Here is a 13,988-nt window from a genome sequence, read left to right on the forward strand (position 1 = left end):
AATTCTACAACCTCAACGCCTCATTAAGAGGCTGATAATAGTTTGCTAAAATGTGCAGCGAAGCGGAACTGAGCAAACTGTTAGCAGTCCTGCTTAAATGCCTTGTTATGAAGCGCTTTCACTGGCGTTTACTATATCTTCGGTCAGTTTATCTGGCGTATTTGAAACTATTTCTAGCTCTTTTAAACTCAACCTGTGAGATATATCATTATATCGAAGTTCAAATTCATTAAGAATCTGCTTCCATGTTTTAACGATTATTCTGTAGTTCCCAGTCTTTTGTACCAAACCAGGTTCCCCATGTATTTTATTAGATACTAAATCCGCATGTAAATTGGCAGCAGTAATCTTGCTATCTGATATTTCATTACCTATTAGAACAAAATCCCAAACAGAATTTTCATCTTGAAACTGAGGCTCGTTGAAAATCACGTTCTTGTATCGTTTTATTTGTTCTAACTCAGTATCGCGCAATTTTATGCTCGGTCTCTTTAACTCAATAACAACATGATGAAAATACTTTTTATCATCATCGCCAACCTTAAAACCTTTCTGCGCTATAAATAAGTCCATTTCTTTATTTTTATCTGGATGAGTTAAAGGTTTTTTATCGTAATACTCATCCTTAGAATTAAACTTTAATAAAGATCTTAATGCTTGATCGAACTTGTCTTCTTCAGAAGTTAGTAAGTGATATTTTTCTCCAAAAAGCCATAAATTAGATTCTATACATTTTTGAATATGTGGTACTTCTAGAGCAAATTTCTCATGATCTTCTATAAGAACTTTAAAATTTTGAATAATATCTAATCTATCTTTTACGTGCTCTACTGTTTTAGTAATATTTTCCAAAGAAGTTCTCTGTAATAAGCCTGAAATTTGGCTCATACCGTCTTCGGACAAAGATACTACACCTTCTAGAACATCGAATAACTCAGAAAGTTTGTTTGATTGAACGATTCTATCAAGCAATTTTATTAATATTCTTTTTTGTGACTTATTAAGCTGTTTTGAAAAAACAGCTGGTTCTGCTTCATAAATAGTTTTGATCGTTGATATTAATTGTTCTCGATGAAACTCATTAAGAACACTATTATCACCATTCATTTCGGGGAAAACGCCTTCCTTAATATATTGCTGGATTAGATTATCCGCCGCAGAATTACGAAACTTAATATATTCTTGTCGCAATTTATTTCTAGCTAATGCCAATATATTTTTAAAAACATCTGAATCTTTATTCTTACTACCAGGTAACATTTCTAATTCTTGATTAAATCCATCAAACCAATCAGATTTTACGTAAGAAGAACAATAGAAACCTTTTAGGTTTAATTCTGAAAGTTCTTTATGAACTATTTCATCTGAAGAATCGATAAAATATACCAGTGACTTTTCTTGATTTGGCTTTTCATCCCAAATGACGCTATTTAAATTGAAAGTTCCTTCTTCTACTTCTTCTGTATGAGGTATTGGGAGGAATTCAGCTTGATTTATTTGAATACCATTGATTATTAATTGGAGCTTAGGATTTGAAATAAGCAACCATGTGAATTCATTAATTAAAAAAGGAACAATAAAATCATTAAAGTGGTTAAAGTCAATATTCTTAATGTGGGAGAAAACTACTTTTGTACCTTTTGTTATCGAACTATTCTTAGGGATGTCCTTAGGTTCATATTTATTAAGGTAGCCTGAATCAATAATAAAACTAAAACCCTTATTACCTGAATAAGTTTCCCAAACAGCTTGCTCACTGAATTTAATAAAAGTGAAACGACCTCTACCTTTTTTACCTCTAGTTGTAGGTTTCGATATATTTTTCTTTTTAGAATCAAGGAACAAATCCAAGGTATTTTCTAGATCGTCATAATCAATACCATCTCCATTATCTCGGACTGTCATTGAAACTAAATTATTTAATTCGTTCATTTCAGTATTTAATTCAATTTTGGTGGCATTAGCATCAAAACCATTCCAAATGTATTCAGCCAACGCTTGTTCAGGTTTTACTTTTGATAATTGACCTTGAATACTTTGGTCTGTTGTTTTTAAAAATCTAGGTTTCATTAAATGCCTCCTCCTTGGCAGAGACTATATCGTGCTTCATAACAATTTTGTCTACGACATTTGTCGTTTTACAAACCGACAAATGTCCATATATTACAATTCATTTATCTTAGCCATCAAATAACCACGTGTAAACAATTAGTTAACTATGAATCAATTTCCATTAATGCTGTAATGCACCAAAATGGTGGAGATCAGTAATATCAGACAAAATATATATTACTGTCGATATATACAGCGGCTGATTATAAAATAGTACGTATTATTAAATCACATTTTAACGCAGTTAATGAATTATTTAGAGAGCTGAAGTTTCAACATTTTAATTCAATTAGTATCCTATTTATGTATTACAACAAGCAGTAAGCGGTGCAATGAACATCTTAAAATGAAAAAGCGCTGCAAATATGCAGCGCTCATTGTTGAGTGGTTGTTGTATATAAATTTTTTAAAAGAAGCCGAGTGGATCTTCGCTGTAGCTTACTAATAGGTTTTTAGTTTGCTGGTAATGATCGAGTGCTAGTTTGTGCGTTTCGCGGCCTATTCCTGATTTTTTATACCCACCGAAAGCAGCGTGTGCTGGGTACATGTGATAGCAGTTGGTCCACACTCGCCCTGCTTCTATTTTACGACCCATGCGATAAGCACGGTTCATGTTTCTGCTCCACACACCGGCGCCCAAACCAAACTCTGAGCTGTTGGCAAGTTCGAGTGCTTCGGCTTCATCTTTAAAAGTCGACATAGAAATAACAGGGCCAAAAATTTCTTCTTGGAACACACGCATGTCATTTGTGCCTTTAAGCAGCGTAGGTTGTATGTAGTAACCACCGTTTAAATCGCCACTTAGTTGCTCTACGTTTCCGCCAGTGAGCACTTCTGCACCTTCTTTTTTACCTATTTCAATGTAGCTGAGTATTTTATCAAACTGTGCTTTTGAGGCTTGTGCGCCAACCATGGTTTCGCTGTCGAGTGGGTTTCCGCGTTTAATTTTTAAGGTACGTTCGAGTATTCGCTCAATAAACTGCTCATAAATATCTTCTTGAATAAACAGCCTTGATGGGCACGTACACACCTCGCCTTGGTTAAAGTAAGCAAGCACGGCACCTTCAATTGCTTTGGATAAAAACGCGTCGTCTTTTTCCATTACATCATTAAAAAATATATTAGGCGATTTACCGCCAAGCTCGACCGTTGAAGGAATAATATTTTCAGCAGCGCATTTTAAAATATGTGACCCCACAGGCGTTGAACCCGTAAATGCAATTTTAGCGATGCGTTTGCTTGTAGCCAGTGCTTCACCTGCTTCTTTACCAAAGCCATTTACAATATTAAGAACGCCTGCAGGGAGTAAATCGCCAATAATTTCCATTAATACTAAAATAGAAGCTGGGGTTTGCTCAGCCGGTTTTAAAATTACGCAGTTACCTGCAGCAAGTGCTGGTGCGAGTTTCCAGGCAGCCATTAAGATAGGGAAGTTCCACGGGATGATTTGCCCAACCACACCGAGTGGTTCATGAAAATGATACGCCACGGTCGTTTCGTCTATTTCTCCAATGCTGCCGTCTTGCGATCGCAGGCACCCTGCAAAGTAGCGAAAGTGATCAGCTGCTAGTGGAATGTCAGCAGCGAGTGTTTCACGAATTGCTTTACCGTTATCCCATGTTTCGGCAACAGCCAGTAGCTCAAGGTTTTGCTCAATTCGGTCGGCTATTTTTAGCAGTATATTACTACGTTCAGTTACCGACGTTGTGCCCCACTGCGCTCGCACTGCATGTGCTTTGTCGAGTGCCAGCTCTATGTCGTCTTTGTCTGAGCGCGGTATTTGGCAAAACACTTTCCCATTTACTGGGCTTATATTATCAAAGTATTGGCCATTCACTGGCTTTACCCACTCTCCGCCAATGTAATTACCGTATTGTTGTTTAAAGTTTAAAAGTGCGCCGTCGCTGCCTGGATTTGCATATATCATGTGTGCTCTCTTTATTGTTGTTAGCTAAAGGTCGAACATTTATATAAATCAAAATGCTTTATATTTAATCAGTGTTGTTTGACATTAAACTAACAGGCGCCTAAAAACTTGATTAGCTGTCCACAAAAGTTGTCTGTGAGTCCGCACTAATAAAAACCTAAAGGGTTGATATGCACACATCTCAGTTAAATAAAAAACGCCAACAACTTGATGTATTAATAGAAAATAAAGTTTCGTTTGCGGCCGATAACAGTGAGTTGAGTATTTACGACACGTATCAAAGTGCGCAAAAGGTGGCACTGCACTCAAACGAGTTACTATTTTGTGCCATGCTTAGCGGCAAAAAGGTAATGCACGTAGAAAGCAGCCAATACCATAAAGCATTTTTACCACACGAGTCGTTTGTATTAGCGCCAGAGCAAGGTGTATTAATTGATTTTCCACAAGCCTCAATGAGTACCCCTACCACCTGTTTAGCCATTGAAATTAGCAAAGACAAAATAACGAGCGTGGCTAATGCACTTAACATGCAGCAAAACTTTGCACACGATGGCTTATTTGAATATGTACCTCAGTTAGTGCATACCCAGCATAATATTCAAACGCAGCAATTATTAGAGCGCATGGTGCATTTATTTAATGAGCAAGGCGCGCAGCGACATTACTTGATTGATTTATCGTTAAATGAATTGATCACCCGTTTATTACAACAACAAAGCCGCGAGCTATTGCTAGCTAGCTGCGATAAGCCACGCCTTAAAACAACAGTGAGCGATGCCCTGCTTTATATTGAAGAACACTTAAGTGAAACGCTCGACATAAATACTTTATGCAAAATAGCATGTATGAGCCGAAGTAAGTTTTATCAGCAATTTAAACTCGCATTTGGTACTAGCCCAGCCCTTTGGCAACAACAGTTAAGACTTAAAAAAGCGCGTGCTCAATTGCTACAAGGCCATGCAATTAGTAACGTTTGCTTTGATGTTGGATTTAATAGTACGAGTCATTTTAGCCGTTTATTTAAACAAACTTTTGGCATTGCGCCTAAAGAGTGTCGACATTAGCGATAAAGGGGTACTTCCCACATTGGCTGAGTGGCTGAGTAGGCTGATGTAATTTAAACGATTAAAACCCCATATTATAGGGCTTTAAAATGATTTATTCATCTAGCCAATCTATGGCTGCGGTGGCATTTTCAAAGTATTGAATCTCACCCGATATAAACCAGTTACCTATTTTTGCCATTCGAGCTTGCCACTCTTTATTGCCGTAAATGGCTATTTTTTTAAATTCTTTAGAGTGCTTAGCACCTAATTTAAAGTCATCCCACGCTGCGCGTAATTCCCACCCTTCAAGTTCGCTACCATCTATTAAAGCGTTCACAACTGGGTGCTTAACTTCGCCAAGAGCTGAATTTATCATCGGGGTAATTATTTTATAGTCGTCGTGAGTAAGCGTGCCGACGGCTTTAAGTTTTAAAAAAAACTCTCTTCCTGCACGTTCCAGACCAATCGATAAACCATGTGTTGTGTGTACCATTACTGCTCTCCTTAAATAGGCTGAGTGGTAAAAGTACACCCTCTAAAATTAATTAGTCCTGAACTAAATCAATAAATAATCTCAAATAAACGACTCAATTACGCATTTTGTACGCGAGATATCTGGTTTTCTACATCAGTTAAATGGCCCGTTTTAAGCCATAATTTTGCACCATTACTTCCCGCTTTAACGTTAACGGAGCTATTAATAGGCACTCTTAACCAACTGTTTTTTACAAGAGTATCGGCTTGCTCATCAAATGAGCCTTCAAGTACTAGCAGCTCTGCTCCACCTTTTGCGTTTATAACCATGCAGGCGTTGGGCTTAAAGTGCAACAAGCTTACCTCTTCAAAGTCGTCTTTGTATAAAGGGGTTACGGCAACATATTTAAAACTAGGGTGCACCGTACTTTGCATCAAGTCCGTTTGTAAACGCACGTGCGTTCGATCATCTGGTTGAAACTGCCATAACTTTACAAATATAACGCAGCCATTCTTAGACCCCGGTTTATGCTTTGATTGCGGTGGATTACGGATATAAGAACCTGCCACAAAGTCCCCATGCTCATCTTGAAATACCCCTTCAAGCACAACAAACTCTTCACCGCCTGTATGTATATGCGGCGAAAATTCACTGCCAGGTGCATAACGAACAATGGTCGTTGCGCGAGCAACTTCGTCGCCCACTCTATCGAGCGCTCGTCTATCAACACCCGCCATTGGCGATGCAACCCACGGGAGCGTTTCGCTATGTACAACAACTCGTTTACTAAAATCGGCAGCAATTTTCATATTTGGCTCCTAACCGTAACTCCACTTAAATTTTGAACTAATAACCTAATTAAGCCGCAACACTTGGGCGTTTTGCTACTTTTTCTTGCCATGCAACTAAATGGGTTAACTCATTCGGGATTGCTATTTGTGCAAATCCAGCAAATACCAGCCCAGCATACAATGTAATATCGGCAATACTAAACTGTTCACCAGCAACAAACACCGATTGCGCCAGTACATCATTAAAATAGCTAAACCCTTGGCGTGCTTTTTCGCCTTGTTTTTCACCCCAAGCCACATTTTGATACGTTTCAAGCTCTGGACCTAAGCCATCAGTTGCATGATGAAAGTAAGTTGCCACAGCGTCAAGTACCATAGATTCTGCGCGCTTTTGCATCATGTTAATTACTGCACGCTCTTTTGCGGTTTCACCCATTAAAGATAGGCCTTCAAATGCGGTATCAATATACTCAGTAATAGCGGTACTTTCTGATATAAACGTGCCGTCATCTAGCTCTAATACGGGCACGCCTGCTAATGGGTTTTTAGCTAAAAAGGCGTCTGTTCTGTGCTCACCATTCAGTAAATCAACAGGTACAAACTCAACATTTGCAGTGGCATTTTTTTCAGCTAAAGCGATACGAACACGAAGTGGGTTTGGAAAGTTTTCTACATCATAAATTTTCATAGCAATCTCTATCTTTATTGTTTAAAAGTGAATCAATGGCAGCAAACTACCTACCAATAGGTAGCTTATAATATTAAAGTAAATTTAAGTCAACGTTTAAATTTTTCTGATTTATAGGATTTAACTTAATTCATAATAAAATTAGGGGGTTGCTTAAAAATAAAAACGCTTGTAAATAACTACCTACTGGTCGATAATTTTGCTATACCAATTGCATTAAATAAGTGATCTATTATTGCGCTAAGAAAATAGCGCAATAATAACAAGGCGAAAATTATGACATCTAGTTATTCTATATGAATAATTTTTAACGCAGTTAGTGAGTTGTTTAATGCGATACAATGATCATGTTTTAATAAAATTGGTATTACTGCAGATAGGAAATATTCAAAATGAGTAAAAAAGAAGCTTTATTAAAAGCAGCTGAAAACAAGGTGCGCCTTGGCGGATACAGTAATTTTAGTTTTAGAGAGCTCGCCAGCGAAGTTGGAATTAAGAGCGCCAGTGTGCACTATCACTTTCCGACTAAGGCCGATTTAGGTGCTGAGCTTGCTCATCAATATACTAATTCTTTTTTAGCTGCGTTAGGCGAGCCAAACGAGCTTAAAGCAAGCGGTAAAAATCCTATTGATGTGTACACTCAGCTTTTTAGAAGTGCATTAGTAACCGATCGTAAAATGTGTTTATGTGGTTTGCTAGGAGCCGAAAGCGATAGCCTTCCAGATAAAGTACGCCTTGAAGTAAAACGCTTTTTTAATCAAAATTTAACATGGCTTAGCGCTGCGCACTTAGCTAATGGTGACCTCAACCCTACTAAAGCGGCTATTCAAACAGTGAGCCTGCTTGAGGGCGCTATGATGATAAGTAAAACGCTCGACGATAATAGTTACTTTGAACTTGCAACTCAGTAATACCTAAATTTAGTACACAAAAAAGCGAGCTATTCATAATGAATAGCTCGCTTTTTTAATGCTTGAAATAACTTATGTGATTATTAAACCGCTGTTGGTTTAACTTTATGCTTAGAGTGCACAATAGCTAAAACAATTAAGCCAATCACTGTTACTACAGCACCAATAGGTTTACCTAAATCGCTTGATAAGTTAAGGCCAATTGCTGCAGTGCCAATATAAGAAACCGTTACCGCTGTTGCTATAACAGCAGGAACACTGGCAATCCAATGGAATGTGCCACGGTCAAACAAGTACTTAGTGGCAAGCCATAATACGCTTGTAGAAAGCAGCATGTTTGAAAATGCAAAGTAGCGCCAAATTAATGAGAAATCGAGCTTCGTCATAAAGTACGCTATAGCAAGTATAGGCACCGCCACTAATAAGCGATTACGTAAGCTTTGTGGAATATTAAACGCATCAACAACAGTTAAACGTAGTGAGCGGAACGCTGTATCACCAGAAGTAATTGGGAATACTGCTACTGCAATAATTGCCATTATACCGCCAAATACGCCTAAGTAACTGTTAGCTACATGGTTTACTACTAAACCTGGACCACCTTGATCAAGCAATGCTTTTAAGCCCGCGTAACCATCTGGGAACGCTGCAATACCAGCAAGTGCCCATACACAACCTACAATACCTTCACACATCATAGCGCCGTAATAAACTGGACGTACGTATTTTTCGTTAGTTAAACAACGCGCAATAATAGGCGCTTGAGTAGAGTGAAAACCACTAATAGCACCACAGGTAATTGTTATAAATAACAGTGGCCAAGTTGGTAGTCCATCTGGATTTGGCTCTAAAAAGTCATGTGCGTGATCAGCTTCAAAGTAAGCTAAAAAGTCACTTGGTACCGGTAAGTGCGGCGCATTAATAAGTAATGAAATAGCAATTGCCACTGTCATTACAATCATTAGCGCACCAAAAATTGGGTAAAACTTAGTGATAATTTTATCAATTGGTAGCAAGGTCGCTAAAAAGTAATACGCTAAAATAGCGAGTACCCAAAAGGTATTATTTGCCAGTATTGTACCTTCAAAAAAATCAAGGTTACTTAGCAAACCTGCAGGGCTCATAATAAATACTACACCTACAAAAAACAGTAGCATGGCAGTAAATACAAGCATAAAGCCTTTAAATACGACGTTGTAATAATGGCCTGCGATTTCTGGTAGGCTTTTACCGTCTTCTTTTATACTCATTACACCTGAGAAGAAGTCGTGTACAGCGCCACCTAAAACATTACCAAGTACAATCCATACTAGTGCAACAGGGCCGTATAATGCACCTAAAATTGGACCAAATATTGGGCCTACGCCAGCAATATTTAAAAACTGAATTAAAAATGCTCTTACAGGGTGAATAGCGACGTAATCGACACCTTCGCTAAAGCGTTTTTGTGGTGTGTCTGCAGTTGGATCCAAGCCGGCTTGTTTTTCAACAAATGGGCTGTAAAACTTATAACCCATTATTAAAATAGTGAGGCAGATAAAAAAGATGATCATAAAGCACGTTTCTCTTTTTGTATTTTAGTTATAGAGCGCATTGTGTGTCGCCCCGCCTTTTCAATCCGTGAATAATCGACGAACATTAACAAAGCTTTACCTTTCAAACAATAAGACGTTTAGCTAATACTATAGTCGATATAAGCCACTATTTACGTAAGCTGCGCACTTAACACTCACTTATCGCCTATGTCTTATTTTAGGCACAAAAAAAGCGGTTAAACTTTTACGTTATAACCGCTTTCACACACAATTTTTTTAGAGTGGGTTCATAAACTCACTAATTTGTTGATGCGTTAAAGTAGGTGTTGCACCAGAACTTTCGGCGACCATTGCTCCAACAGCACATGCAAAGTCAACGGCATATTGCGCGTCGTCGTTGCTACAAAGCTGATAAATTAACGAACCTAAAAACGAATCCCCTGCGCCAACAGTGTCAATTACGCTAATTAAATAACCTGAATTATAAAAATTTTCGCCTTTGATTGTTAATAAAGCACCGTGGCTGCCTTTAGTTACACATAAGTAATCGGTATTTATTTGCTGTGCTATAAACGCTAAATTTTGTTCAAGCGAATGAAACTTACAACCCATCGCTTTTGCTATTTCGTATAGCTCTTCATCGTTTAACTTAATAAAGTCTGCTTTATTCATTAAATCTACAAGTGTTTCTAGCTTGTAATGCGGTGCACGTAGATTTACGTCAAATACTTTAAAGTTTGCTACATCAACTAGTTGATTTAATGTTGCTAAAGACGCTTCGCTTCGCCCAATTAGGCTGCCAAATACAAATACATCGCTACTTTTAACTTTACTAAGTAACTCATCGGTAAGCGCTATATTATCCCATGCAGTGTCTGCCACTATTTCATAACTTGCAGAGCCACCACTGTCGAGTGTTACCTCAACCGTGCTAGTTTTTTTGTCACTATTAATAGCAATGTATTCGCAGCTTACGCCTTTGCTAGTAATTTCGCTTAGTAGCTCAGCGCCTAACTCGTCGTTACCAACAGCGCTGCTCATGTCGGCTTTAATGCCTAGTGAGTTAATACGCACACACATATTAAGTGGCGCGCCACCTAAACGTTTACCCGAATCAAAACAATCCCACAGCACTTCGCCAAAACAGCTAACACTTACGTTTTCGCCTGATTTATGATTAATTAAAATGCTCATAATTAGTTACTCTTTTCATCAAGTACAGCCTGCATAATGGCTTTAATTTTACTATTAGATGCATACAACGCAGCAATCGACTTTTTATATTCAGCAGTAAACGTGTCGTTATGCTCAAGCTTACCAAACAAGCTCGTTAACTTTAAAAATGCAATCGGGCTAGTTTGAGTCTCTTGCGCGTAAGAATTAAGCTCTTTGTGCATCGCATCTTGAATTTCAAGTTGCTCGCCGTTTTCACTTAAACCCTTATCGCTGTATAAGCACCAAGTAGCAATAACAAGCGTTGCAAGTGACACATCTCGACCTTGTACTAGGTTTTCGTTAATTGTGGCAATTAAAAACTTAGGCAGTTTAGCTGAGCTTTCACTACAGATACGCGCTAAGCTGTCTTTAATATTAGGATTAGCAAAACGCTCTATTAACGTATCTTTGTAGCTTTCAAGGTCAATGCCTTCAAGTGGTTCAAGATTTGGCGTTACTTCTTTATCCATAAAAGCACGTAGGTATGTGGCAAATAATTCATCCGATACCGTTTCGTCAATAGTGCCGTAGCCATGGATTGAACCTAATAAACCAAGTACAGAATGCCCTGCATTAAGTAAACGTATTTTCATGGTTTCATAAGGCGTTACATCAGTAACAAACTGTGCACCAACAACATCCCAATTTGGACGAGAGTCACTAAATGTGTCCTCTATTACCCATTGTGTAAACGACTCACAGGTAATTGGCCACTCGTCGCTAACACCATATGCATCAACCACGTAATCAATATCACTCTTTTTAGATACCGGTGTAATACGGTCAACCATCGCATTTGGAAACGATACGTTTTGCTCAATCCACTCACTTAGGTCTTTGTCTTGCTCTGTAGCAAAGGCTAAAAGCATTTTGCGTGTTACGTTCCCGTTGTGCTGAATGTTATCGCACGACTGAACTGTAAACGCACCTAGGCCTTGCTCTTTACGCAGTTTTAACGCAGCACTAATGTAACCAAACGCTGTAATTGGGTCGTTCGGGTTGTTAATGTCGTTAATAATATCTGGATTGCTGGTGTCAAACTCACCCGTTGCAGGGTTAAAGTTGTAACCGCCTTCGGTAATAGTAAGCGACACAATTTTAGTATCGCTGTGCGCTAACTTATTAATTACCGCTTGTTTGTCCTCTGGAGCAAACAAAAAGTCGATCATTGAGCCTATTACTTTGTTATCTATTTTACCGTCTGGGTGTCTAACAGTAAGCGTATAAAGGTAATCTTGCTGCTTTAAAATATCACGCAGACCACGATTACCCTCTAAAAGGCCAACACCACATATGCCCCATTGCTCAGAGCCTGGGGTTTTTAAAAGCTCGTTAACATATACCGCTTGATGAGCACGATGAAAACCGCCCACGCCAATATGAACAATACCGGCTTTAACTGCGCTACGGTCGTAGGTTGGTGTATCAATATGGCTTGGTAATTGAGCCAAGCTTAGTTGGTTTAGCCCTGTAACTAGAGCGTCAGTGTGTTGATGTTGCGTCATGGTGCGACCTTACTAAACAAAAATAAAATATAAATTACGATACTGTATTACGATAAGTAATTACGATGCTGTATTGAGTACTTTATGGCGTTTTAACGACCAGTACGCAGTAACAAAATAAATAACAGTACAAATAAAACAGGCTATTTCGAATTGCGATTTATTAGCGCTGTACATACTCATAGTTTCACTGAAAAACATCACCTGGCTGGCAAATATAAAAATAATAACCAGTGAAACCGTAGAAACCGCATTAAGTACTTTGGTAAATACAGAGCTGTCAATTACTGGCTTTGGAATGTCTTTAGCCTCAGCTGCTTGATATTCTTTAATATCACGCTGCTCTTGCTCTTGGGCTGCAATTTCTTGTGTGTAATCGTCGCCGGCGCCATATTTTTTAGCTAAAAGCGTGTAAATAACAATGGTGAAAATCCACGTAGGAATAAACAAGTAGTAAAACGACATTACATCAATTGCATTTAAACCAAACCCAAACACAAGCGCCAGCGCCCAAGATGCTATAGCCGGTACGCTGTGGGTAATATTTTTATATTTAGCCCAGTAACGTGTTAGGCCAATTTTAGGAAATAACACATGCTCAGCAAACACAATGCCGCCTACTGGTACAACTAATAAGCCTGCATAGGTAAGTAGCGGAAGCATTTGTGAAAATACAAATGGGAAACACGCAATAATTACGGTTACAACACCTACAATAGCGGTGGTGCGTTCACGTGATTGATTAACAAATATAGATTGTGCTGCAAGGCCTGCACGGTAAAGGTTTGCGTTAGCTGTAGTCCAACCGGCAATAATTACAATAACAAAACCAGTCCAACCTAATGCATGGTATGCAACATCACCCGGATCAAGTGATGAAATAGTTGTTTTAAGTAATACCGCAACACCTGCGCCCATAATACCGGCAGAGATCCACGCTAAGTAATGACCAAAAAACATGCCCACACCGGAAAACAAACCATAGCTTTTGCGTTTAGCAAATCTAAAAATAGCCATGTCGATTAAACCAAAGTGAGTAATTGAGTTAGCAGCCCATGCAAAGCCAATCACTTCTAATAGGCCAATGCCCTTTTCACCATCGGCATTGGTGCCCGTCCATATGGAGGAGTCGCCTATGGTCATAAAGTCGCTAAAGCTAGTTAAAGAGGTAGAACCTAATACGTGATCTGAAAGCTCAGGGAATAACGCGAACGAACCTGCAATAAATATAACAAATAGCCACGGCGCACACAGCTTTGAAAAGTCAGCAACCGTAGAAAAGCCATACATCGCAACAAACACAACAATAGAGCCAACAGCTAAAACAATGGCTACAAACCAAAAGCTATTTGGATACCAATCAAGTTGTGCAGGTATATCAAAAAAAAACCGCACGGCGGTGGAGGATACCGTGATCATCGCGGCCGATATAACACTAAAAATAACCACGTTAGCCCAGTTATAGAGCTTGGTCATTGAGTTACCAGCAATTTTGTTTAAGTAGTTATATAAACTTAAGCGGGTTTCTACTGCAATGGGTGCAGTAATCAGCCACCAAGAACACATTGCTAACAGGTTACCTATTAATAAACCCAGTAGAATGTCGATGGTTGAAGCGCCTAATGCAACAAACGTTGCACCAATAACAAATTCAGTAGCCGCAACATGTTCGCCGGCGTATAGCCCTGCAAAATGCTTCCAGCCGTGAAGCTTATTATTAGCAACGGGAAGCTGCTCTTCGTTTACTTCACTTAAATTAGGTGTGTTTTGATGTGTTGTCATT

At 38.8% G+C, this 13,988-nt stretch carries 11 protein-coding genes; 2 read left to right on the forward strand and 9 right to left on the reverse strand.

All coding sequences use genetic code 11. The features are described 5' to 3' along the window. Positions 1-105: 105 nt before the first annotated feature. Positions 106-2,070, reverse strand: a complete 1,965-nt coding sequence (locus CWB66_RS08450) for an ATP-binding protein (RefSeq protein ID WP_138585020.1) — start codon at positions 2,068-2,070, stop codon at positions 106-108. A 448-nt stretch (positions 2,071-2,518) separates the two neighbouring features. Next, complete coding sequence (exaC, locus tag CWB66_RS08455) at positions 2,519-4,039, reverse strand: acetaldehyde dehydrogenase ExaC (RefSeq protein ID WP_138585021.1); 1,521 nt, start codon at positions 4,037-4,039, stop codon at positions 2,519-2,521. Between the two features lie 170 nt (positions 4,040-4,209). Between exaC and CWB66_RS08460 the strand changes: the two genes are divergently transcribed. After that, entirely contained in the window at positions 4,210-5,103 is an 894-nt protein-coding gene (locus CWB66_RS08460) for an AraC family transcriptional regulator (RefSeq protein ID WP_077535584.1), read from the forward strand. Between the two features lie 94 nt (positions 5,104-5,197). Here CWB66_RS08460 and CWB66_RS08465 read toward each other — a convergent pair whose 3' ends face one another. The 3 genes from CWB66_RS08465 to CWB66_RS08475 form a co-directional block, all read right to left on the reverse strand. Then, on the reverse strand, positions 5,198-5,578 hold the full coding sequence (locus tag CWB66_RS08465; protein ID WP_138585022.1) for a SpoIIAA family protein: 381 nt from the start codon (positions 5,576-5,578) through the stop codon (positions 5,198-5,200). Positions 5,579-5,676: 98 nt separating this feature from the next. Then, positions 5,677-6,369: a cupin domain-containing protein gene (locus tag CWB66_RS08470; protein WP_138585023.1), complete on the reverse strand. Its 693-nt coding sequence runs from the start codon at positions 6,367-6,369 to the stop codon at positions 5,677-5,679. A 49-nt stretch (positions 6,370-6,418) separates the two neighbouring features. Next, entirely contained in the window at positions 6,419-7,039 is a 621-nt protein-coding gene (locus CWB66_RS08475) for a glutathione S-transferase family protein (RefSeq protein WP_138585024.1), read from the reverse strand. 392 nt (positions 7,040-7,431) lie between these two features. Here CWB66_RS08475 and CWB66_RS08480 point away from each other — a divergent pair, with 392 nt between their 5' ends. Continuing rightward, entirely contained in the window at positions 7,432-7,950 is a 519-nt protein-coding gene (locus tag CWB66_RS08480) for a TetR/AcrR family transcriptional regulator (protein ID WP_024591937.1), read from the forward strand. Positions 7,951-8,033: 83 nt separating this feature from the next. Here the strand turns inward: CWB66_RS08480 and CWB66_RS08485 are convergent, their stop codons facing one another. The 4 genes from CWB66_RS08485 to CWB66_RS08500 all read right to left on the reverse strand — a co-directional run bounded on the left by CWB66_RS08485 (position 8,034) and on the right by CWB66_RS08500 (position 13,987). After that, positions 8,034-9,503 (reverse strand): carbon starvation CstA family protein, encoded by a 1,470-nt coding sequence (locus tag CWB66_RS08485; protein ID WP_138585025.1) that lies wholly within the window; start codon positions 9,501-9,503, stop codon positions 8,034-8,036. Positions 9,504-9,761: 258 nt separating this feature from the next. Beyond that, positions 9,762-10,679 carry a carbohydrate kinase family protein gene (locus CWB66_RS08490; RefSeq protein ID WP_138585026.1) on the reverse strand — a complete coding sequence of 306 codons (918 nt, stop codon included), beginning with the start codon at positions 10,677-10,679 and terminating at the stop codon, positions 9,762-9,764. A 2-nt stretch (positions 10,680-10,681) separates the two neighbouring features. Then, positions 10,682-12,205 (reverse strand): mannitol dehydrogenase family protein, encoded by a 1,524-nt coding sequence (locus CWB66_RS08495; protein WP_138585027.1) that lies wholly within the window; start codon positions 12,203-12,205, stop codon positions 10,682-10,684. Positions 12,206-12,265: 60 nt separating this feature from the next. Further along, on the reverse strand, positions 12,266-13,987 hold the full coding sequence (locus CWB66_RS08500; protein WP_138585028.1) for a purine-cytosine permease family protein: 1,722 nt from the start codon (positions 13,985-13,987) through the stop codon (positions 12,266-12,268). Position 13,988: the final 1 nt, after the last annotated feature.

Source organism: Pseudoalteromonas sp. S558 (genome assembly GCF_005886635.1).
Taxonomy (GTDB): Bacteria; Pseudomonadota; Gammaproteobacteria; order Enterobacterales; family Alteromonadaceae; genus Pseudoalteromonas; species Pseudoalteromonas aliena.

What these genes read in the sequence shown, in the direction of transcription:
- CWB66_RS08450 (WP_138585020.1), bottom strand. Translation starts at nt 2,070, where the DNA reads ATGAAACCTAGATTTTTAAAAACAACAGACCAAAGTATTCAAGGTCAA.
- exaC (WP_138585021.1), bottom strand. Translation starts at nt 4,039, where the DNA reads ATGATATATGCAAATCCAGGCAGCGACGGCGCACTTTTAAACTTTAAA.
- CWB66_RS08460 (WP_077535584.1), top strand. Translation starts at nt 4,210, where the DNA reads ATGCACACATCTCAGTTAAATAAAAAACGCCAACAACTTGATGTATTA.
- CWB66_RS08465 (WP_138585022.1), bottom strand. Translation starts at nt 5,578, where the DNA reads ATGGTACACACAACACATGGTTTATCGATTGGTCTGGAACGTGCAGGA.
- CWB66_RS08470 (WP_138585023.1), bottom strand. Translation starts at nt 6,369, where the DNA reads ATGAAAATTGCTGCCGATTTTAGTAAACGAGTTGTTGTACATAGCGAA.
- CWB66_RS08475 (WP_138585024.1), bottom strand. Translation starts at nt 7,039, where the DNA reads ATGAAAATTTATGATGTAGAAAACTTTCCAAACCCACTTCGTGTTCGT.
- CWB66_RS08480 (WP_024591937.1), top strand. Translation starts at nt 7,432, where the DNA reads ATGAGTAAAAAAGAAGCTTTATTAAAAGCAGCTGAAAACAAGGTGCGC.
- CWB66_RS08485 (WP_138585025.1), bottom strand. Translation starts at nt 9,503, where the DNA reads ATGATCATCTTTTTTATCTGCCTCACTATTTTAATAATGGGTTATAAG.
- CWB66_RS08490 (WP_138585026.1), bottom strand. Translation starts at nt 10,679, where the DNA reads ATGAGCATTTTAATTAATCATAAATCAGGCGAAAACGTAAGTGTTAGC.
- CWB66_RS08495 (WP_138585027.1), bottom strand. Translation starts at nt 12,205, where the DNA reads ATGACGCAACATCAACACACTGACGCTCTAGTTACAGGGCTAAACCAA.
- CWB66_RS08500 (WP_138585028.1), bottom strand. Translation starts at nt 13,987, where the DNA reads ATGACAACACATCAAAACACACCTAATTTAAGTGAAGTAAACGAAGAG.